We start from the raw sequence: 18,673 nt of genomic DNA on the forward strand, positions 1-18,673 counted from the left end.
GGGACGCAGGGGTCCCGTCTCGTGGGAGGATCGCCCCGTGCCGTCGCTCTTCGCTTCTTACCTGCGGGTGTACGAGCCGCTGACCGCCTTCGACCGCGACCGCCAGTCGTTCTGGCGCCGGTACGTCAACGAGGGCCGGGCGGTCGCCCCGCTGGAGGGTCCCGTCCGACAGCGCACCGCGGTGATCGAGGCGCTCGGTGCGGGCTGGACCCGGCTGCCCGATCTGCCGGACGAGGCGTACGTGCTGGAGACCGACGACACGCTGCTGGTCTGCCCGTGGAACCTGCGGATCCGGGTGGCGGAGGCGGCGCTGAGCGCCCGGGACGGGGTGCCGTCGGTGCTGGCCGACGCGTTCGTTCCGCCGACCCTGGCCGGGCAGGCCAAGGCGGTGGTGGACGACTGGCGCAGCGGAGCGCGGGTGCTGGAGCACGGGGTGCCCCGGGTGCACGAGCAGATCGCCACCTGGGGGGTGCCGCTGCGCTGGTTCGTGCTCTTCGACCGGCAGGAGCGGCAGTTGGTGACCGAGCCGGACCGGCGCGCGCTGCGCTACCGGACGGAGATCTCCAAGGCGCGTCGCCGGTCGTCCCGGGCGCTGTCGGTACTGCGCAAGTCGGTCGGGGACGCCCCGATCACCGAGGCGGTCGAGGAGGCCGCCCGCTGGTTGGAGGAGTTCCACCCGCGCTCGGTGGTGGAGCTGGACTACGGCGGCCTGGTGCAGTTGCTGCCGGACGAGACGCTGGCCGCCGACGACTCGACCGAGCTGGTCGCGACGGGGCTGGCCGGGCTTTCCCGCGGCGAGGCCGAGGAGGCGTCGGCGGCGTACGACAAGCTCGTCGCCCGGTGGCGGGCGGTGCAGTTGCTGGAACGCTGCAACTAGCCCGAATTGTCTGATGGGGGCCTCTCGATGCGAGAGTGTCTCGTAGTTGACGCATCACGAACCGTGATCATGAGTCCCAATAAGGTACTTTCTGCGGCGTAAAAGTCGTAAAAATCGGGCATGGTTCATCCGTCCGTCTAGGGACCTTCAGCCGTTCGGCCCATGTCGGACATCGGGGACTAGCCGGACCATGGGAGACGCGTCGGCCGGCGGGACCCCGGCCGATGTCTATACATGTGGAGGAGTGACCCCGATGGCATCGCGAACGCACGAACCAGAGCCGCTACTCACACCGGCCGAGGTGGCGTCGATGTTCCGTGTCGACCCGAAGACGGTGACCCGGTGGGCCAAGGCTGGCAAGCTCAGCGCCATCCGGACCCTGGGCGGCCACCGCCGTTACCGCGAGTCGGAGGTTCGAGCCCTGCTGCAGGGGCAGATCCCCCAGCAGCGCCAGGGCGACTGACCACCGGACGCCTTTCAGGCGTTCCGATCAGGGGCGGCCGGACGTACGCGCGAGCGTCGATCCGCCGCCCTTAATCGTGTCCGGGGTTTGTCAGTCCAGCATGACGCGCAGCCCCACGGTGCCCCGCTCGCCGCGGCGCAGCCGGCTGCCCAGCAGGCTGAGCCGGCCGATCATGCGGTACTTGTGCTTCAGCAGCCCGCGGATCCGTCGGGTCTCGACCAGGTCGCAGATCGTCGCGTGCCCCGGCATCGCCGCGCCGCGCGGCCGGCCGCGGACGTCACACGGGGCCACCGTCACCTGGCCGTTCCGCCGGATCCGCTTGACCTTGCCGGAGTCCGACGCCGTCCACACCGCCAGCGCGTCGCCGTCCCGCACCGCCCAGACCGGCGTCGCCACTCCCCGGCCGTCCTTGCGGAAGGTCGTGAGCAGCACGTACTTCTCCGCCGCCAGGCGGTCCAGGTCGGTCACGCCGCTCAGGATACGGCCGCGACAGCCCGGCCGAGTCCGGATAGCGTGATCGCCGTGAGCGCGAGGAGCGAGCCGGGTCTGCGAGCCCCGCAGTCGCGAACAGAGACAGCGCCTGTGACCGGGGAACCCACGATTGGCGACGTGTTCGGCGAGATGATCCGCGACGCGTACGCGGTGGCGACCGGGGTCGGACCCCGGCCACTGGCCGGCGGGCGCCTGCCCCGGCCGGTGATCGAGATCATCGAGCGGGACGACGGCCTGGTCAACGGCGCCCCCGCCCAGCACTACCTGGACCCGCCCGAGGCGTGGCAGCCGCACGACCACCGGGCCGTGGACCGGGTGCGCGGCCACGTGCTGGACGTCGGGGTCGGCGCCGGACGGATCGCCCTGCACCTGCAGCAGCGCGGGGTCCCGGCGACCGGGCTGGACACCTCGGCCGGCGCGCTGCGGGTCTGCCGCGCCCGGGGCGTACGGGACCTCGTGCACGGCACGGTCGACCAGCACGTCGCCGACGGCCACCGGTACGACACATTCCTGCTGCTCGGCAACAACCTCGGGCTGATCGAGGGACGGGAGCGGGCACCCGGATTCCTGGCCGCGCTCGCCGCGCTGGCCCGTCCCGGCGCCGAGGTCATCGCGCACGGCACCGACCCGTACGGCACCACCGACCCGGTGCACACCGGCTACCACGAGCGCAACCGGCGGCGGGGCCGGCTGGGTGGCCAGCTCCGGCTGCGGCTGCGCTACCGGCTGCTCGGCACCGAGTGGTTCGACTATCTGGTGTGCTCGGTCGACGAACTGGCCGAGCTGGTCCACGGCTCGCCGTGGCGACTGGTCGACGTGGACGACCGGGACCGCCCGTACTACCTGGCCACGCTGAAGCTGGCCTGAGCGCGGGGGTAAGGACGGGCCCCGGCAGTCGCGCGGCGTCGACAAGGGGCCCGTCCGCACACCTCACACCTGGACGGTCGGGGAGTGCTGCTCCGGCGGGAGGCCGCCGTCGCCGTCGACCACCTCGTCCGGGGTGCCGTCCTCGTCGATGTCGACCATGGTGATGTCCACCTTGCCGTCACCGTCGGTGTCGAACTGGAACAGGTCGGCCGTCCCGTCGCCGTCGGTGTCCGCCACCCACACGTCCGTCCGCCCGTCCTGGTTGGTGTCCGCGCGGAGCAGGTCCACCCGCTCGTCGCCGCGGGTCTCCACGGTCTCCGTGCTCTCCGGTGCCTGGCTCATCTCGGTCCTTCCCTCTCGGCTTCGACGGCCGTCGTACCCGATCCGGCGCGCCCCCACGCACGCCGCCCGGGCCGGCCCTGCATAGGGTCGCATCCAGGAACGAGCGGAGTGTGCGGGCCGGCGCGGCGGAGACCCCGCGCGTCGCCCGCGGCGAGGGGACGTCATGAGTGGTCGTTTTGTGGTCGTCGGGGCCGGCACCATGGGCCTCGGCATCGCGTACGTGGCGGCCGGCGCCGGCTACGCGGTGGAGTTGGTCGAGGTGGATGCGGCCCGCGGCGCCGGCGCCGTGCAGCGCCTCGGCGAGCTGTGGGAGCGCGGGGTGCAGCGCGGCAAGCTGACCGCCGAGGAGGCGACGGCGAACCGGGCGCGGGTCACCCTGCGGGCCGGGCTCGGCGAGGTCGCCGAGGGGCCTGACGTGATCGTCGAGGCGGTTCCGGAGCGGCTCGACCTCAAGCGTTCGGTGCTGCGGGAGGCCGAGGCGCGGCGGCCCGCCCTGCTCGGCAGCAACACGTCCAGCATCCCGATCGCCGACCTGGTCGAGGGGCTGGACCGGCCGGCCGACTTCCTCGGGTTGCACTTCTTCAACCCGGTCTGGGCCATGGCGCTGCTCGAGATCGTGGTGGGCCCGGCCACCGCGCCGGGGACCACCGAGGCGGCCGTCGCGCTCGCCGGCCGGCTGGGCAAGGACCCCGTCGTCGTACGCGACATGCCCGGCTTCGCCACCTCCCGGCTCGGCGTCACCCTCGGGCTGGAGGCGATCCGGATGGTGGCCGACGGGGTGGCCAGCCCCGCCGACATCGACAAGGCGATGGTGCTCGGCTACCGGCACCCGGTCGGCCCGCTGGAGCTGACCGACCTGGTCGGGCTGGACGTCCGCCTCGACATCGCCCGCACCCTCCAGGCCGCGTACGGGGACCGTTTCGCGCCGCCGCCGCTGCTGGTGGAGATGGTGGCCGCCGGGAAGCTGGGCAAGAAGTCCGGCCAGGGCTTCTACACGTGGGAAGGCGGGGTGAAGCGGTGAGCGCGAGGAGTGAGCTTGCGAGCCCCGCAGTCGCGAACGAAAGGCTGGCAGAGTGAGCGGCCTGCGGATCGAGGAGCTGCCGGACCGGCTGGTGGTGACGCTGGACCGGCCGGAGAAGCGCAACGCCATCGACGCCGACCTGATCGCCGAGCTGCACGCGGTCTGCGCCGAGCTGGAGGCGCGGCCCCGGCTGCTGCTGCTCACCGGCGGAACGGAGGGCATCTTCGCCGGCGGGGCGGACATCGGCCAGCTCCGCGAACGCGGCCGGCTGGACGCCCTGGCCGCCATCAACCAGGCCGCCTTCGCCCGGATCCGGGCGCTCCCGATGCCGACCGTGGCCGCCGTGGACGGCCCGGCGCTAGGTGGGGGCGCCGAGCTGGCGTACGCCTGCGACCTGCGGGTGTGCACGGCGCGCGCGGTGTTCGGCCAGCCCGAGGTGCGATTGGGGATCCTCGCGGGCGCCGGCGCGACCTACCGGCTGCCGGCGCTGATCGGGGAGGCCCGGGCCAAGGAACTGCTCTTCACCGGCCGCCGGGTGGACGCCGACGAGGCCCTACGGATCGGGCTGGTCAACCGGGTGGTGGCCGAGCCGGCGGAGCTGCTACCCGCCGCGCACGGCCTGCTGGACGAGATGGCGAAGGGTTCGGCGCTGGCGCTCCGGCTGACCAAGCTGGCCGTGGACGCCCCGGCCGCCGCCCACCCGCAGCTCGACCTGCTCAGCCAGGCGGTGCTCTTCGAGGACGAGGAGAAGCACCGCCGGATGACCGAGTTCCTGGAGCGGCGCCGGCCCCGCTGACCGGGCCCGAGACGCGACGAGGGCCGCACCGGTACGCCCGGTGCGGCCCTCGTCGCGCGCTCAGTGCTGGAGCTGCACCCCGGCGTCGTCCAGCGCGGTGATCACCTTCAGCGACTCGCCGAAGCCGATGATCAGCACGGCGTCCGCCCCGTCGTCCTTGACCTGCTTGGCCACGGCGGAGAAGTCCACGGGCGGCGCCTGCGCGTCGGCCGGCAGCTCGTACGAGAGCAGCTTCACCCGGTCGCCGCCCAGGCCGGCCCGCTCCAGCTCGGCGCGGACGTTCTCCTGGAGGCCCTCACCGTAGGAGTCCTTGCGGGCCACGATGGCGACCTTGTGCGGGCCGTCCCGCATGATCACGTCGGCCAGGGCCCGGCCCTGGAGGATGTCCGACGGGGCGGTGCGGAAGTAGAGGCCCTTGTCGTCGATCGTGGTCAGCCCGGCATCAGTGTTCGACGGGGAGAAGAGCACCCGGCCGGCGGCCACCACGTCGGGCAGCACGGCCCGGGAGATGCCGGACGCGGCCGCACCGATGATGACGTGGACGCCCTTCTGCACGTGCGAGGCCACGGTCGCCTTGGCGATCGCCGGGTTGGTGCCGTCGTCGCCGTCGATCCAGGTCACCGGCTTGCCGAGCACACCGCCGGCGGCGTTGACGTCCTGCAGCGCGAGCGCCACGCCCGCCGCGATCGGCGGGTACGCCAGAGCCAGGTCACCGGTCTTCGGCAGCAGGCCGCCGAGGACCAGCGGCCCGCCCGACTTGCCGTCGCGCTGCTTCCGACCCGGCGGCGGGGTCTTGGTGCTCGCCCCCGATTCGTCGCCGGCGCCGACGAACTCGGTCTTGCCGTCGTTGATCCGCTCGTGATCGAAGTGCAGGGTGGCGTAGCTGGCGGTGGCCGGCTCGCCGGCGTCGGTGAACCCGGCCCGGGTCAGCGTCACCCCGCGGTACTCGATGTCCTGGCCCGTGCGGGCGAGCCGCAGGCAGGTCGCCGCGTCCTCGCAGCGCTGGCCGCCGTTGGTCACCCCGACGATCTGCTTGGCGATCTCGGTCGGCTGGGTGGTGCCGGCGAGTTGGGCGGCCAGGGAGCTGATCACCACCGCGTCGTACGACTCGGCGGAGTAGAGGTAGTCGGTCAGCTTCGGGTCTACGGTGCGTAGCCGTTCCTTGAAGCTTTCCGGCAGTTGCACGAGCGGGATCGTGCCCTTCATGCCGTTCAGAAGGTCCGCGCGGCCCTTCAGTTCGGCCGCGTACGAGTTCTGCATGTTGCCGTCGGTGCCGTAGAGGCGCACCTGGGTGTTGGTGGTCGCCTCCTCGGGCTGGTCGCTCCCGCAGGCGCTGGTGGCGAGCAGGAGCGCCGCGCAGGCCATCGAGATGGCCGCGCGCGACGCGCGTGATACGGGCATTGTCGTCCTTCCTCCGGCGAAGGTCCGCTGCGCACATTAGCGTGCCGGCGCGGCCCTTGGGACCGTGGAGGCGGCTCCGTCGGCAGCCCGACTGCCGATATCACGCACCGTGATGGCCGGGCCGATCCCGGGTCACCGCTTGACCCTCGGTCCTACTGTTCGGCAGGTGACCGACGAAGCACAGCAGACGCTGGACGATGCGACCGCCGTGCTCCGCTCGGCGCTGGCCGGTGACGGCGACGCGGTGGTGGGCACCTTCGACGCCGTGGTGGACCGCTCCGGGCTGGCCGGGGCGTACGGGGTGGCGTGGTGCCTGGCGGCCACGATGGTCGGTGACGACGCCCCGGCGGGCGGCTGCGCGCTCGACTTCCCCGGGATCGACCAGGCCGACTACGACACCCGGTGGGTGGCCCGGTTCGTCAGCGCGTACGCCAACCACGACGCCGACACCGGCGAGGCGCTCTTCGGCGCCGCGGTCGCCGACGGGCTGCTGCCGGACTGCCTGCTCACCCTCGCCGGGTCGACGATCGCCACGCTGCGCAGCCGGGCGGCCTGACCGGATCCGCCGGGCCGCCGCCCGGGCTGGGCCGGCGCGCCGTGACCGCCGCCGCCCGACCGGGTCCGCCCCTGTGATAGCTCTGGGGCATGTCCGAGGCGATGCTGAGCAAGGTCCGCAAGCTGCTCGCCCAGGCCGAGGACCCGGCCTGTACGCCCGCCGAGGCGGCGGCGTTCATGGCCAAGGCGACCGAGCTGATCGCTCGCTACGGCGTCGACCGGGCGCTGCTCGCCGCCCGTGAACCGGCCACCGACCCGGTCGGCGACCGGGTGGTCGAGGTCGTCGCCCCGTACGCCCGGGACAAGGCCGGCCTGCTCGCGGCGGTCGCCGACCCACTCCGCTGCCGCTGCGTACGACGCCGGCAGGGCAGCGGCTTCGCGATGCACCTGTTCGGCTTCGCCAGTGATCTGGAACGGGTCGAGCTGCTCTTCACCTCGCTGCTGGTGCAGGCCGCACACGGGTTGGCCGGTGTTGCCGTACCGGCCGGGGAGCATCCGGCCGCGTTCCGGCGTACCTGGCTGGCCGGCTTCGCCCACGTGGTGGCGGATCGGCTGCGCGCGGCCGAGGCCGGCGCGGTGGCCGACTCCGGCACGCCCACGACGGCGCTGGTGCTGGCCGACCGCTCCGACCGGGTCCAGCGCCGGCTCGCCGAGGTCTACCCGCGACTGCGTACGGCGCCGCCCCGCCGGCTCGCCGGCACCGGGTTCGGTCCGGGTGCGGCGGCGGGTCGCCGGGCCGACCTGGGCGGCACCGGCGTGACCGGCCGGGGCGCCGTGGCCCGGGGCATCGGGCGGTGAGTCCGGTCCCCCGAGTCCGCGGTGACTCTGGTCCGCTGGCGCGAGGCGGCACGGGCGGCGGTCAGGCCGTGGTGCGGGCGACCGTGGCCAGGTAGCGGCAGAGCAGCTCGTGCCAGCCGGCGGTGAGCGCCTCGCGGTAACCCTCGGCGGCCGGGCCGTGCCGGTCGAAGTAGCGGTGCTCGACGTCGACCTGGGTCCGCTCCGGGCCCGCCGGCTGGAAGAGCACCTCGACCTCGCTGGCCCGCGCCGGGTCCGGCACCGCCACCCGGTCCGGTCCGATCTGCCAGGTGAAGACGAGCCGCCGGGGCGGGTCCCAGGTCAGCACCCGGCCCCAGTCGCTGCGGAAGCCGTACGGGCCGATCTCGTATAGCATGCCGCCGGCCCGGGGCTCCATCCCCAGGTCGGCCAGGGCCTCCGGCCCGGACCAGGTGTATTCGCGTACCCACCAGTCGGCCAGCGACCCGGTGAAGACCGCGAAGGCCAGCTCGGCGGACGCTGGGGCGAGGAGGCGGCTGCGGAGACTGAACCGGTCGAATTCCTGACGAACCTCATCCGGATCGGCCATCTCCTGTCCCATAGGCCCGGACCATACCGGCTGATGCCCGGGTGTGCAGCTTCGCGAGCGCCCGCTTCCCGACACCGGGAGAGGGGTTTCCTGACAGTGCTGAAAGCGGGGATCGCTGGTCGATGGGACGTGGCCAGGGCGGAGGCGGGACAGCGGGGGCAGGACGGGTGCCCGGCCGGAAACCGGGTATCCGCGGCTGATCCGGCCCGACGGACCGGGCCAGCGGGGAGCGGGGAGCATGAGCGAGAGCGGAGCGACCCGAGCGGGAGCCGGACCCGAGCGAGCGGCGCAACCATCGGGCTGAATCGTCGGAGCAGGACGTCCTGCTCGACATCCCGGAGGTCGCGGTCGACCAGCTCCGGCTGGCGGCGGACGGGCTCGACGCGGACCTGTCGCTGCGCGCCCGGCTGGCGAACCTGCTGGAACTCGACGCCGGGGTCCGCGTACGCCTGACCGGGGTGGAGCTGGATGTCACCGGCGTGAGCGCGGAGGCGCTGCTCAAGGTACGCCTGGAGCGGCTGGTGCGGATCCTGGACCGGGCGCTGGCCACCATCGACGGGAACCCGCAGCTAATCGACGCGCTGGCCCGGACGGTGGGCGCCGGCATGGCGGACGTGAACCGGGCGGCCGGGCAGCTCACCGGCCGCGAGGGCGCGCCCGGGGTCGACGAGGGCGGGCAGCGGACCGGAACGGTCGGCGTGGAGGCCCGCCGGACATCACGCGAGCGGGTCGCCAAGCCCGCGCCCCCGCCGCCCGCTGCCGGGACCCGGCACCCCGAGCCGCCGATCGGCCCCGGCGGCCAGCAACCCCCGGGACCGTCGGCCGAGGCCGTGTGGCCGGAGGCGGCCGGTGCCCCGCCGTCCGGGGAGCGGGGCGACCAGCCGTCCCGGGCGGCGGGACCGGAGCAGCAGGGATCCGGCGGCGGACCGGGCGGACGGCCGGCGGGGCCGTTCGGGGCGGCCCACCTCGCGGGCCAGGCCGGGGAGACGCTGCGCCAGGCCGGCCGGAGCGTCTGGGAGGCGATCCAGGGTGGCATGGGTCAGCACGGCCCGCAGCCACCGGAGCGGTAGCCGACGGTCCAGCCGGCCCGAACCCCACGCCCCGCCCCGCGCGGCCGCCGGTATCAGTGAGGTGACCCGGTGACGAGTCCCGGAGATGGCCGGGGCCAGGTGGAGACGGCTTCACCCGTTCTCGACGTTCCAGAGGCGCCACGACGGCCGGAGGCCATCACGGGTGGACGGAGTTGCCGAACGGCCCGTACGGGGCCGCTGAGGCCCCCGGAATGGGAGGGGCGGAAGTGGTGGGAGGTGAGGGAGCGAGTTGGAGGGAGCTGCGGAAGCGGGGGTTCAGGTCACGCTGTGCGCTGACGCACGCCGCGGGCGACTCGGACAGCGAGCCAGATGCCGCCGGCCAGGAGACTCAGACCGAACAAGGCGATGCCAACCTCATAGATCCGATCAGCATCGCCGAGAGGCGGCCCATCCGGCGACAGACCATCCCAGGCGTTCCAAGAGCTGTAGACAAACAGCACACCGAAGACTGTCGACGCGAGCGCCACAAGCAGAGCCGCGGCCCGCCCGATCCACATCAACATCGCCGCAGTATCCCAGCAAAAGCTGCCTCCGTGGGGGCCAGACGGCAGGCCCAGACGCCAAACGGTCCCCACCGACGTTTCCGCAGGTGAGGACCGTTGTAGCCCGGCGAAAGGCTATGTGGCCAGGGGCGGGGTCGAACCGCCGACCTTCCGATTTTCAGTCGGACGCTCGTACCAACTGAGCTACCTGGCCGTGCTGCTCGGCTCATGCTACCGCACGGCCGATACGCAGAACGCCGCGCATGAGGGGCGCGGCGTCAGCGCTTGCGGTCCTGACGGGACTTGAACCCGCGACCTCCGCCTTGACAGGGCGGCGAGCACTCCGACTGCTCCACAGGACCTGGCTGGTGTTGCATCCGGCCTGAGCCGGACCGTGCCCCCAACGGGATTCGAACCCGTGCTACCGCCTTGAAAGGGCGGCGTCCTGGGCCGCTAGACGATGAGGGCGGCCCCGCCATCATTGCACACTCGCAACTTCAAGCGGACTTGCTCCCATCCGGCCCCGCCGGAGGCATGAGAAGCATATGCCATGCCCCGTCGGTCGACCAAACCGGTATGCCCCCCGGCACAACGGCGGATGAAAGCGCAGGTCAGCGAGGTGGGGAAATTCCGTACCGGCGCTTGAGGTCGGGAATCAGGTGCCGGCAGGCCACCATGGTCTGGCGCCGGTCGCCGCCTCCGTCGTGCATCAGCACGATCGAGCCGGGGCGCGCCGCCGCCTCCACCCGCTTGGTGATCGTCTTCGCGGGTGGGTGGTCCCAGTCCTGCGGGTCGACGGTCCAGTGCAGGGCGTGCATGCCGAGCTGGCGCGCGACGGTCACCTCCTCCGCCGTCCACCGGCCACCGGGCTGGCGGAACCACTTGATTTCGGCGTCCGGTACGGCGGCCCGGATGGCCTGGTTGGTGCGTGCCAGATCCGCCCGGATCTGCGCGACGGTCCGCCGGCCGAGGTTCAGGTCGTGCCGCCAGCTGTGGTTGCAGAGCTGGTGGCCCTCCCGGGCGATCCGTGCCACCAGCTCCGGGTAACGCCGGGCCTGTGTGCCGATCAGGCAGAAGGTCGCCGTGACGTGGGCCGCCCGCAACTGGTCCAGGATCTGTGGCGTCCACCGGGGGTCCGGCCCGTCGTCGAAGGTCAGCGCGACCGCCCGGGTGCCGCTCCTGCGCTGCAGCCCGGCGGGCAGGGTCTTGGGCAGCGGACGCAGCTTCGGCTTCGGCGGGGCGGTCCGGGTGGGCCGCGGCGTGGGGGTCGGCTTCGGCGGCTCCGGCGGCGCCGGGGTGGCCGACGCCGTCGGCGGGCCGCCGGCCTGGGCGGGGGGCTTGTCGGCACTGCCACAGCCGGCCGCCAGCAGGACCATGCTGAGGGCGAGCACCAGTGCGGCGCGTGGACGCATCGTCGCTCCCGAAGAGGGGGTCGGGGTACGCGGACCCAACGACGGTAGTGGACGCCGCGCCGATCGGACAGGGGCCGTCAGCCGATGGTCGACGGATCCAGCGAGTCCCGTACGGCCACCGCCAGCGAGACTGCCTCGGTCAGGTCCACCGGCCGCACCACGCCCGTCGGCAGCGTGTCGGCCTGCCACCCTGGCCCGGCGGCGAGCACCAGCAGCGGCCGGCGGGGGGCGGCGAGCAGCGCGGCGAGCTGGTCCGGATCGGCGGTGGCCGGGGTGTGCGACCAGAGCACCACGGCGGCCGGCCCGGTCCGGTTGACCGCCTCGAGCAGGGCCGCCACGGGCACCCGGGCGCCGAGCATCCGGTAGCCCACCCCCGTCTCGGCCAGGGCGGCGCCCAGGGCCTCCAGCGGCAGGGTGTGCTGTTCCTCGTCGGCGCAGGAGAGCAGGATCCGGGCCGGGCCGGCGGTCGGGTGCGATCGGGCCGCTGCGGCGAGCGCCTCGGAGACGCACCGGGACGCCAGGTGCTCCACCTCGATCAGCGCGGCGGTGGCGGCGTGCCGTTCGCCGATCCCGGCGAGCACCGGCCGGAGCAGTCCGTCCCAGGTCGCCACGACGCCGTCGGTGGCGATGGCCTGCGCGATCGTCTCGCCGATCGCGACCGAGTCGAGCCGCATGGCGGCGCGGGCCAGCCCGCGGGCGACCGGCCCGGCCCGGCCGACCGGGATGGCCGTCCCGCCGCCGTCCCGGGCGGCCCGCGGAGCGACGGCCGCGGCTCGCTGCGCGACGGTGGCCGCGCCGAGCTGGGGTTGCCGCCGGAGCCGCGCGCCGGGCTCGGGCGGGACGGTGCCGGGTGCCTGCCGGGCCCAGCGGGCCGCCTCGGCCGGGGCCACCCCGTCGACGGTCAGCCGTCGCATGATCTCCAGGCGGGCGAGGTCGGCCGGCGTGTAGCGCCGGTGGTGTCCCGGCACGTGCTCGCTGGGACCGAGACCGTAGCGCTGGTGCCAGGTGCGCAGGGTGGTGACCGCCACCCCCAGGCGGCGGGCGGCCGCCCCCGCGCTCAGCGCCTCATCGGCCACCCGGCCGCTCCGGTGCCTGCTCGGCCGGCCCACCGGACGGCGCCGTGCCGGCCGGGTCGGCGGCGGTCGGCGCCGGTCGCAGCAGCCGGCTCACCACTCCGCCCAGCCACGGCGAATACGCGCGGGGATCGACGTCGAGGTCGGCCGTCAGCTCGCCCGGGTCGACCCAGCGCAGGCTGGCCACCTCGTCCGGGTCGGGGCGGGTGGGCAGGTCGGCCGGCACGTCGGCGCGCAGCACGTGGTCGTACTCGAACTCGACGCGGCCGGTGGCCGGGTCCTCGGCGTAGTAGACGTACACCCCGACCTCGATGAGGTCGACGGGGCCGACGCCGAGCTCCTCGGCCAGCCGCCGGTTGGCGGCCGCGGCCAGCGACTGGCCGGGCAGCGGATGACCGCAGCAGGAGTTGGCCCAGCGCAGCGGGAACCGCGTCTTCACGGCCGCCCGCTGCTGGAGCAGGATCCGCCCGTCGGGGTCGACGAGCAGCACCGAGAACGCCCGGTGCAGCCGTCCGGGCGCCTGGTGGGCGGCGGCCACGGTGGCCTCGCCGAGCACGTGCCCGGCGTCGTCGACCAGCTCGACCAGGTGTTCTTCACGGGACCTCACGGGACGGCCTTTCGTTCGGGGCCGCGCTCACCGACCGGCTCCGGTGATGCGCGCGGCGGCGAGCTTGCCGCTGATCAGGACCATGGGCACGCCCACCCCGGGCTGCGTGCCGGAGCCGACGAAGACCACGTTGCCGAGCGTCCGGTGCAGGTTGGCCGGGCGGAACGGACCGGTCTGGAAGAGGCTGTGCGCGGCGGCGAACGGGGTGCCGGCGGCCATGCCCTGCTCCGCCCAGTCGGCCGGGGTGACGGTCTGCAGCACCTCGATCCCCTCGCCGAAGCCGACGTAGCCCCGTTGCTCCAGGGTCTCGACGAGTTGGTCGGCGTAGTGGCGGGTCAGGTCGCCGCGCCAGTCGAGGGGCGCCCGGTCGAGGTTCGGCACCGGGGCGAGCACGTAGTAGGTGTGCCGCCCGGCCGGGGCCACCGCCGGGTCGGTCCGGCTCGGGTTCGTCACCAGCAGCGAGGGGTCCGTCATCAGCTCACCTCGCCGAATCACCTCGTCGAACGTGCCCTTCCAGGATCGTCCGAAGTGGATGTTGTGGTGGGCGATCTTCGCATAGCCCTGCCGCGACCCGACGTGCAGCACGACGCAGGAGGGCGAGTAGGTGAGCCGGCGCTGCCGGCCGGCGGGCAGCAGGTCCCGGTAGGCGACCGGCAGGTCGGGGTTGAGCACCACGACGTCCGCGGGGACGAACTCGCCGTCGGCGGTCACCACCCCGGTGGCCCGGCCGTTGGCGGTCGCCACCCGGGTCACCGTGGTCGCGTACCGGATCTGCACGCCGTGCTTCTCCGCCGCGCCGGCCATCGCCCGGGAGACCGCGTGCACGCCACCGCGCGGGAAGCACACCCCGGCCACCGAGTCGAGGTACGCGATGACCGCGTAGATGGCGAGCGCGTCGTGCGGCGCGAGGCCCGCGTACATCGCCTGGAAGGAGAAGATCCGCTGGGTACGCGGGTCGCGGAAGAACTGGTTGATCTTCGTCTGGAGCCGCCGGAACGCCCCGTTGGCCAGCAGCTTCACCAGGTTGGCGGTGAGCAGGTCGGTCGGCGCGTCCAGGTTGCGTTCGATGAAGTCGGCCCGCTCCCACCGCCACAGGCTCCGGGCGTAGTCGACGAACCGCAGGTAGCCGTCCGCCTCACGGGGGCCGCAGACCCGGGCGATCTCGGTGGCCATCCGGGTGCTGTCGCTGATCACGTCGAGGGTCGACCCGTCCGGGTAGTACGCCCGGTAGGCCGGGTCCAGCGGGGTCAGGTCGAGCCAGTCGGTCAGCTCCTCGCCGACCGCGCCGAGCGCCTCGGCGATCAGGTCCGGCATGGTGAGCACGGTCGGGCCGGTGTCGAACTCGTACCCGTCGACGCTGAGCCGGCCGGCGCGCCCGCCCGGCACCGCCTCGCGTTCCAGGACGGTCACCTGCCGGCCGTCGCCGGCCAGGTGCAGCGCGCAGGCCAGCCCGCCCAGGCCGGCGCCGACGACCACCACCCGGTCGGTCCGTCCGGTCACGGTTCGCACGTGACCACCTCCCTCACCGGATCGTCCGTCGCCCCCGGCGGTGCCGGCACCACCCGGAGCCCGTCAGCCGCCACCGCGTCGTTGGCCATGTCGGCGAGCGTACCCTAGGCTACGAGTTGCGTCGATTGATGCGTCGATATGAGGAGGGCCGGTGGACGCCGATCTCGCTGCCGCCTACGAGCGTTGTCGTGGGCTGCACCGACGCCACGGTCGGACCTACTATCTCGCCACCCGCCTGTTGCCCGCATGGAAACGGCGGCACGTGCACGCCCTCTACGGATTCACCCGGTACGCCGACGAGATCGTCGACTCGACCGGGGACCTGCCGCCGGCCGAGCGCGCCGCCCAGCTGGCGGACTGGTCCGACCGATTCGTCGCCGGTCTGCGCGGGGAGCCGGTCGACGACCCGCTGCTCCCCGCGGTGCTGCACACCATCGCCGTCTTCGACCTGGCGCCCGCCGACTTCGCCGCGTTCCTGCGCAGCATGGCGATGGACCTGACGGTCACGTCGTACCGGACCTACGACGACCTGCTCGGTTACATGGACGGCTCGGCCGCCGTCATCGGCACCATGATGCTGCCGATCCTGGGCAGCTCCGACCCGGCCGCCGCCCGGGAACCGGCCCGCCAGCTCGGGCTGGCGTTCCAGCTCACCAACTTCATCCGGGACGTCGCGGAGGACCTGGACCGGGGCCGGACCTACCTGCCGGACGAGCACCTGGCCATGTTCGACGTCACCCGCGACGACCTGCTCGCCGCCCGGGCGGTCGGCCACGGCACGCCGCAGCTCCGCGAGCTGATCCGGTACGAGGTGACCCGGGCCCAGGCCCACTACGCGGCCGCCGCGCCGGGCATCCCGCTGCTCACCGCCGCCTCGCAGGCCTGCATGCGCACCGCGTACGAGCTCTACGGCGGGATCCTCGACGAGGTGGCCGCGCAGGACTACGACGTCTTCGCCCGGCGGGCCCGGGTACCCGTGCAGCGGCGGCTCGCGGTGGCCACGCGGGCGCTGCTCACCCCGCCCGGCACGCCGGTGGCGGTCCCCGGTCCGGCACTCCAGCCGGCGCTGGTGGCATGAATCACAGGCAGGAGTGCAGCGCCTCGACCAGCTCGTCCACCCGGTCGTGCTCGCCGAGGCGGGGCGTCGCGTACGCGAACGTGTAGCCCCGCTCCGGGTCCGCCCAGGCGCTGCTCCCGCCGATGCCGCCCATGCCCCAGCTCCCGTCCGGCTCCCACTGCATGCCCAAGGTCCAGTACGCCCTCCGGTCCAGCACCAGGTCCGGCCCGTCGTACTGCACCCGGGTGGCCTCGGCGACCAGCTCCGGGCTGAACAGGCGTACCCCGTCGAGGGTGCCGCCGGCGAGCAGGCCCGCGTAGAGCCGCGCCAGGCTGGCTGCGGTGGCGTGCAGGTTCACCGCCGGGACCTCGGCGGATCGCCACAGTGAGTGGTTCACCACCGCCAGGTCCAGGCCGCCGGCCGGATTGCCGAGCGCCCTGGCCCGCAGCGACCCCGGCTCGCCCAGCGTCCGGGTGAGCCAGCCCGGATCGGCGTACGACAGGTCGGCGCAGCGCCGCTGGTCGGCCGGGCTCAGGCCGAAGCCCAGGTCGAGGCGCCACGGTCCGGCGATCTCCTCGGACAGGAACCGCCCCACCGGCCGCCCGTCCACCCGGCGGACCAGCTCGCCCACCAGGTGCCCGTACGTCCAGGCGTGCTCGCCCGCGACGCTGCCCGGCATCCATTCGGGCTCGGCCGCGGCGAGGTCGGCGCAGAGCAGCGCCCAGTCGGCGACCGCCCCGGCGGGCCGCGGCACCGGAAAGGCCGGCAGCCCGGCGGTGTGGCTGAGCACCTGCCGCACGCTCGCCGGGGTGCGGAACTCCGGCCAGTACGCGGACACCGGCCGGTCCAGCTCGACCCGACCCCGGTCAACCAGCATGAGCAGGCAGAGCGCGGCCACCGGCTTGCCGACCGAGTAGACGTTGACCAGCGTGTCCGGCCGCCACGGGTCATTGGTGGCGGCGCGGCCGGCGGCGGCCGGGCCAGACCGGACGCCCGCGCGGTGCCCGCCCGTCAGGTCGACCACCGGTTGCCCGTCGTACCAGATGCTCAGGCCGGCGCCGGTCTCCCGCCCGCTGGCGAACAGGTCGTGGAAGCAGTCCCGGACGGGGGTGAAGCGAGGGTGCATCCGGTCACGGTAGGCCGTCCACGTCGGAACGGCCGCGCCAAATTCCGCCCGCTGTGGTGGTCCCCGGCCCGCCCGTACGGGATGCTGGCGGGATGGCGGAGCCGGAACTGGTGGACGTGGTCGTGGTCGGGCTCGGGGTCGGCGGCGAGGAGGTGGCCGGGCGGCTCGCCGAGGCCGGCCTCACCGTCGTCGGGATCGAGCGGAACCTGGTCGGCGGCGAATGCCCGTACTGGGGCTGCATCCCGAGCAAGATGATGATCCGGGCGGCGAACGCGCTGGCCGAGGCGCACCGGGTCAACGAGCTGGCCGGCTCGGCGCAGGTCCGGCCCGACTGGGCGCCGGTGGCGAAGCGGATCCGCGAGGAGGCCACCGACACCTGGGACGACAAGGTGGCCGTCGAGCGGTTCACCGGCAAGGGCGGCCGGTTCGTCCGGGGCAGCGGCCGGCTCGACGGCCCTGGCCGGGTACGCGTCGGCGAGCAGGTCTTTCACGCCCGGTACGGGATCGTGCTGGGCACCGGCACCCGCCCCTCGATCCCCCCGATCGACGGCCTGGCCGACACCCCGTACTGGACGAACCACCAGGCCATCGAGGTTGAGGAGCTGCCGGAGTCGCTGCTGGTGCTGGGCGGAGGCGCCATCGGGCTGGAGCTGGCCCAGGTCTTCGCGCGGTTCGGCGTCCAGGTGACCGTGATCGAAGCGGCCGACCGGGTGCTCGCCATCGAGGAGCCGGAGGCGTCCGACGTGGCCGCCGGGGCGCTGCGCGCCGACGGGGTACGCATCGAGACCGGGGTGCGGGCCGGGCGGGTCAGCCACGACGGCACCACCTTCACCGTGCACGCGGACGGCACCGGGTTCACCGGCGAGAAGCTGCTGGTGGTGACCGGCCGCAAGGCGCACCTGGAGGAGCTCGGCCTGGACACCGTCGGCGTGGACGCCACGCAGCGCTACCTGCCGGTGAACGAGCGGATGCACGTCACCGAGGGCATCTGGGCGGTCGGCGACCTCACCGGCGAGGGCGCGTTCACCCACATCGCCATGTACCAGGCGGGCATCGTGGTGGCCGACGTGCTCGACCACATGCGGCGTACCAAGGGCGGCCCGGACGCCAGCGGCACCGCCAGTGTGGTCGGCGGCGCGGCCGGGGTGGCCAGCGCGGTCGGCGGGGCGACGAGCGCCGGCGGGTCGACCGCCGCACCCGGCAGCGCCGACTATCGCGCGCTGCCCCGGGTCACCTTCACCGACCCCGAGGTGGGCGCGGTCGGCCTCACCGAGCGGCAGGCCCGCGAGCGCGGCATCAACGTCCAGATCGGGTACGCCGACCTGACCGCCTCGGCCCGGGGCTGGATCCACAAGGCCGGCAACGAGGGCTTCATCAAGCTGGTCGCCGACGCCGACCAGGGCGTGCTGGTCGGCGCGACCTCGGTCGGCCCGGCCGGGGGCGAGGTGCTGTCCGCGCTGGTGGTGGCGGTGCACGCGGCGGTCCCGCTCAGCCACCTCCGGCACATGATCTACGCGTACCCGACCTTCCACCGCGCCATCGAGGACGCGCTGCGCAATTTGAAGTGACCGCCCGGTCCGGGCCGGACAACCTTTCCGTAGGCCGGTGCGTGGTAGGGGCGTGACCGACCAGAACAAGCGACTGTCGACGGCGGACGCCTCGTACGTGGCCTTCGTCGAAGAGGCCTGGCAGCGCCACATCCGGCTGGCCATGCTGCTGGCCGGCGACCGGTGGCGGGCCGAGGAGCTGCTCCAGGACAGCCTGGTCCGGATGTACGAGCGGTGGCGCAGGTTGTCCCGGAGCGACGACCTGCACGCCTACCTCCGCCGTGCCCTGGTGAACAACCAGACCTCGTTCTGGCGCCGGCGCCGCCGGGAGAACCTCGTCGCGGAGGTGCCCGACCGGGCCGCGCCGGACACCGCCCCCGACCACGACGCCGTCGCACTGCGTCGGGCGCTCCGTGCGCTGCCGCCGAAGCAGCGCGCGGTGGTGGTGCTGCGCCACTACGAGGACCTGCCGGAGCGGGAGGTGGCCCGGATGCTGGGCTGCTCCGTCGGCACGGTCAAGAGCCAGCACTCCCGCGCCCTGGAAAAGCTCCGCCACCTCTTGCACGAACCCTCCTACACGGGAAGCAGGTGA

At 73.8% G+C, this 18,673-nt stretch carries 21 protein-coding genes and 3 tRNA genes; 11 read left to right on the forward strand and 13 right to left on the reverse strand.

What is annotated here, in order from left to right; translation table 11 throughout:
* Positions 1–37: 37 nt before the first annotated feature.
* Both FXF52_RS04490 and FXF52_RS04495 read left to right on the forward strand, forming a co-directional pair.
* On the forward strand, positions 38–877 hold the full coding sequence (locus tag FXF52_RS04490) for a hypothetical protein (RefSeq protein ID WP_148793952.1): 840 nt from the start codon (positions 38–40) through the stop codon (positions 875–877).
* Between the two features lie 253 nt (positions 878–1,130).
* On the forward strand, positions 1,131–1,340 hold the full coding sequence (locus tag FXF52_RS04495) for a BldC family transcriptional regulator (protein WP_007073996.1): 210 nt from the start codon (positions 1,131–1,133) through the stop codon (positions 1,338–1,340).
* 90 nt (positions 1,341–1,430) lie between these two features.
* On the opposite strand, the gene FXF52_RS04505 is transcribed toward FXF52_RS04495, so the two are convergent.
* On the reverse strand, positions 1,431–1,808 hold the full coding sequence (locus FXF52_RS04505) for a PPOX class F420-dependent oxidoreductase (RefSeq protein ID WP_148793953.1): 378 nt from the start codon (positions 1,806–1,808) through the stop codon (positions 1,431–1,433).
* A gap of 114 nt (positions 1,809–1,922) precedes the next feature.
* On the opposite strand from FXF52_RS04505, the gene FXF52_RS04510 reads away from it, so the two are divergent.
* Positions 1,923–2,699: a bifunctional 2-polyprenyl-6-hydroxyphenol methylase/3-demethylubiquinol 3-O-methyltransferase UbiG gene (locus FXF52_RS04510; protein ID WP_148793954.1), complete on the forward strand. Its 777-nt coding sequence runs from the start codon at positions 1,923–1,925 to the stop codon at positions 2,697–2,699.
* Positions 2,700–2,762: 63 nt separating this feature from the next.
* Here the strand turns inward: FXF52_RS04510 and FXF52_RS04515 are convergent, their stop codons facing one another.
* Complete coding sequence (locus FXF52_RS04515) at positions 2,763–3,041, reverse strand: hypothetical protein (protein ID WP_148793955.1); 279 nt, start codon at positions 3,039–3,041, stop codon at positions 2,763–2,765.
* A gap of 163 nt (positions 3,042–3,204) precedes the next feature.
* Here FXF52_RS04515 and FXF52_RS04520 point away from each other — a divergent pair, with 163 nt between their 5' ends.
* Both FXF52_RS04520 and FXF52_RS04525 read left to right on the forward strand, forming a co-directional pair.
* Entirely contained in the window at positions 3,205–4,062 is an 858-nt protein-coding gene (locus FXF52_RS04520; protein WP_148793956.1) for a 3-hydroxyacyl-CoA dehydrogenase family protein, read from the forward strand.
* Between the two features lie 52 nt (positions 4,063–4,114).
* Positions 4,115–4,858: an enoyl-CoA hydratase/isomerase family protein gene (locus tag FXF52_RS04525; RefSeq protein ID WP_148793957.1), complete on the forward strand. Its 744-nt coding sequence runs from the start codon at positions 4,115–4,117 to the stop codon at positions 4,856–4,858.
* 60 nt (positions 4,859–4,918) lie between these two features.
* Here FXF52_RS04525 and FXF52_RS04530 read toward each other — a convergent pair whose 3' ends face one another.
* The gene (locus FXF52_RS04530; RefSeq protein WP_148793958.1) at positions 4,919–6,259 is read right to left on the reverse strand and encodes an ABC transporter substrate-binding protein; all 1,341 of its coding nucleotides are present in this window, start codon (positions 6,257–6,259) and stop codon (positions 4,919–4,921) included.
* 166 nt (positions 6,260–6,425) lie between these two features.
* On the opposite strand from FXF52_RS04530, the gene FXF52_RS04535 reads away from it, so the two are divergent.
* Both FXF52_RS04535 and FXF52_RS04540 read left to right on the forward strand, forming a co-directional pair.
* Complete coding sequence (locus FXF52_RS04535) at positions 6,426–6,815, forward strand: hypothetical protein (protein WP_148793959.1); 390 nt, start codon at positions 6,426–6,428, stop codon at positions 6,813–6,815.
* Between the two features lie 89 nt (positions 6,816–6,904).
* Positions 6,905–7,612 carry a DUF2786 domain-containing protein gene (locus tag FXF52_RS04540; protein ID WP_148793960.1) on the forward strand — a complete coding sequence of 236 codons (708 nt, stop codon included), beginning with the start codon at positions 6,905–6,907 and terminating at the stop codon, positions 7,610–7,612.
* A 61-nt stretch (positions 7,613–7,673) separates the two neighbouring features.
* Here the strand turns inward: FXF52_RS04540 and FXF52_RS04545 are convergent, their stop codons facing one another.
* Positions 7,674–8,189 (reverse strand): SRPBCC family protein, encoded by a 516-nt coding sequence (locus tag FXF52_RS04545; protein WP_187413322.1) that lies wholly within the window; start codon positions 8,187–8,189, stop codon positions 7,674–7,676.
* 446 nt (positions 8,190–8,635) lie between these two features.
* Between FXF52_RS04545 and FXF52_RS04550 the strand changes: the two genes are divergently transcribed.
* Positions 8,636–9,247: a hypothetical protein gene (locus FXF52_RS04550; protein ID WP_148793961.1), complete on the forward strand. Its 612-nt coding sequence runs from the start codon at positions 8,636–8,638 to the stop codon at positions 9,245–9,247.
* A 281-nt stretch (positions 9,248–9,528) separates the two neighbouring features.
* Here the strand turns inward: FXF52_RS04550 and FXF52_RS04555 are convergent, their stop codons facing one another.
* From FXF52_RS04555 to crtI, 8 genes are all read right to left on the reverse strand, one after another.
* Entirely contained in the window at positions 9,529–9,771 is a 243-nt protein-coding gene (locus FXF52_RS04555) for a hypothetical protein (RefSeq protein ID WP_148793962.1), read from the reverse strand.
* Between the two features lie 119 nt (positions 9,772–9,890).
* Positions 9,891–9,964, reverse strand: a tRNA-Phe gene (locus FXF52_RS04560).
* Positions 9,965–10,038: 74 nt separating this feature from the next.
* Positions 10,039–10,112, reverse strand: a tRNA-Asp gene (locus tag FXF52_RS04565).
* Positions 10,113–10,145: 33 nt separating this feature from the next.
* Positions 10,146–10,218, reverse strand: a tRNA-Glu gene (locus tag FXF52_RS04570).
* A 143-nt stretch (positions 10,219–10,361) separates the two neighbouring features.
* Entirely contained in the window at positions 10,362–11,162 is an 801-nt protein-coding gene (locus FXF52_RS04575; RefSeq protein ID WP_148793963.1) for a polysaccharide deacetylase family protein, read from the reverse strand.
* A 77-nt stretch (positions 11,163–11,239) separates the two neighbouring features.
* Positions 11,240–12,238: a MerR family transcriptional regulator gene (locus FXF52_RS04580; protein WP_148793964.1), complete on the reverse strand. Its 999-nt coding sequence runs from the start codon at positions 12,236–12,238 to the stop codon at positions 11,240–11,242.
* Positions 12,228–12,842, reverse strand: a complete 615-nt coding sequence (gene idi / locus FXF52_RS04585; protein ID WP_148793965.1) for an isopentenyl-diphosphate Delta-isomerase — start codon at positions 12,840–12,842, stop codon at positions 12,228–12,230. The genes FXF52_RS04580 and idi overlap by 11 nt, the downstream gene beginning before the upstream one ends.
* A 27-nt stretch (positions 12,843–12,869) precedes the next feature.
* Positions 12,870–14,351: a phytoene desaturase family protein gene (crtI, locus tag FXF52_RS04590; RefSeq protein ID WP_148793966.1), complete on the reverse strand. Its 1,482-nt coding sequence runs from the start codon at positions 14,349–14,351 to the stop codon at positions 12,870–12,872.
* Between the two features lie 151 nt (positions 14,352–14,502).
* Here crtI and FXF52_RS04595 point away from each other — a divergent pair, with 151 nt between their 5' ends.
* On the forward strand, positions 14,503–15,429 hold the full coding sequence (locus FXF52_RS04595; protein WP_148793967.1) for a phytoene/squalene synthase family protein: 927 nt from the start codon (positions 14,503–14,505) through the stop codon (positions 15,427–15,429).
* 1 nt (position 15,430) lies between these two features.
* Here FXF52_RS04595 and FXF52_RS04600 read toward each other — a convergent pair whose 3' ends face one another.
* Positions 15,431–16,534 carry a serine hydrolase gene (locus FXF52_RS04600; RefSeq protein ID WP_148793968.1) on the reverse strand — a complete coding sequence of 368 codons (1,104 nt, stop codon included), beginning with the start codon at positions 16,532–16,534 and terminating at the stop codon, positions 15,431–15,433.
* A 92-nt stretch (positions 16,535–16,626) separates the two neighbouring features.
* Between FXF52_RS04600 and FXF52_RS04605 the strand changes: the two genes are divergently transcribed.
* The gene (locus tag FXF52_RS04605) at positions 16,627–18,102 is read left to right on the forward strand and encodes an NAD(P)/FAD-dependent oxidoreductase (protein WP_148793969.1); all 1,476 of its coding nucleotides are present in this window, start codon (positions 16,627–16,629) and stop codon (positions 18,100–18,102) included.
* A gap of 52 nt (positions 18,103–18,154) precedes the next feature.
* Complete coding sequence (locus FXF52_RS04610; RefSeq protein WP_255471729.1) at positions 18,155–18,673, forward strand: SigE family RNA polymerase sigma factor; 519 nt, start codon at positions 18,155–18,157, stop codon at positions 18,671–18,673.

Source organism: Micromonospora sp. MP36, from assembly GCF_008119785.1.
In the GTDB taxonomy this organism is placed as follows: Bacteria; Actinomycetota; Actinomycetes; order Mycobacteriales; family Micromonosporaceae; genus Micromonospora.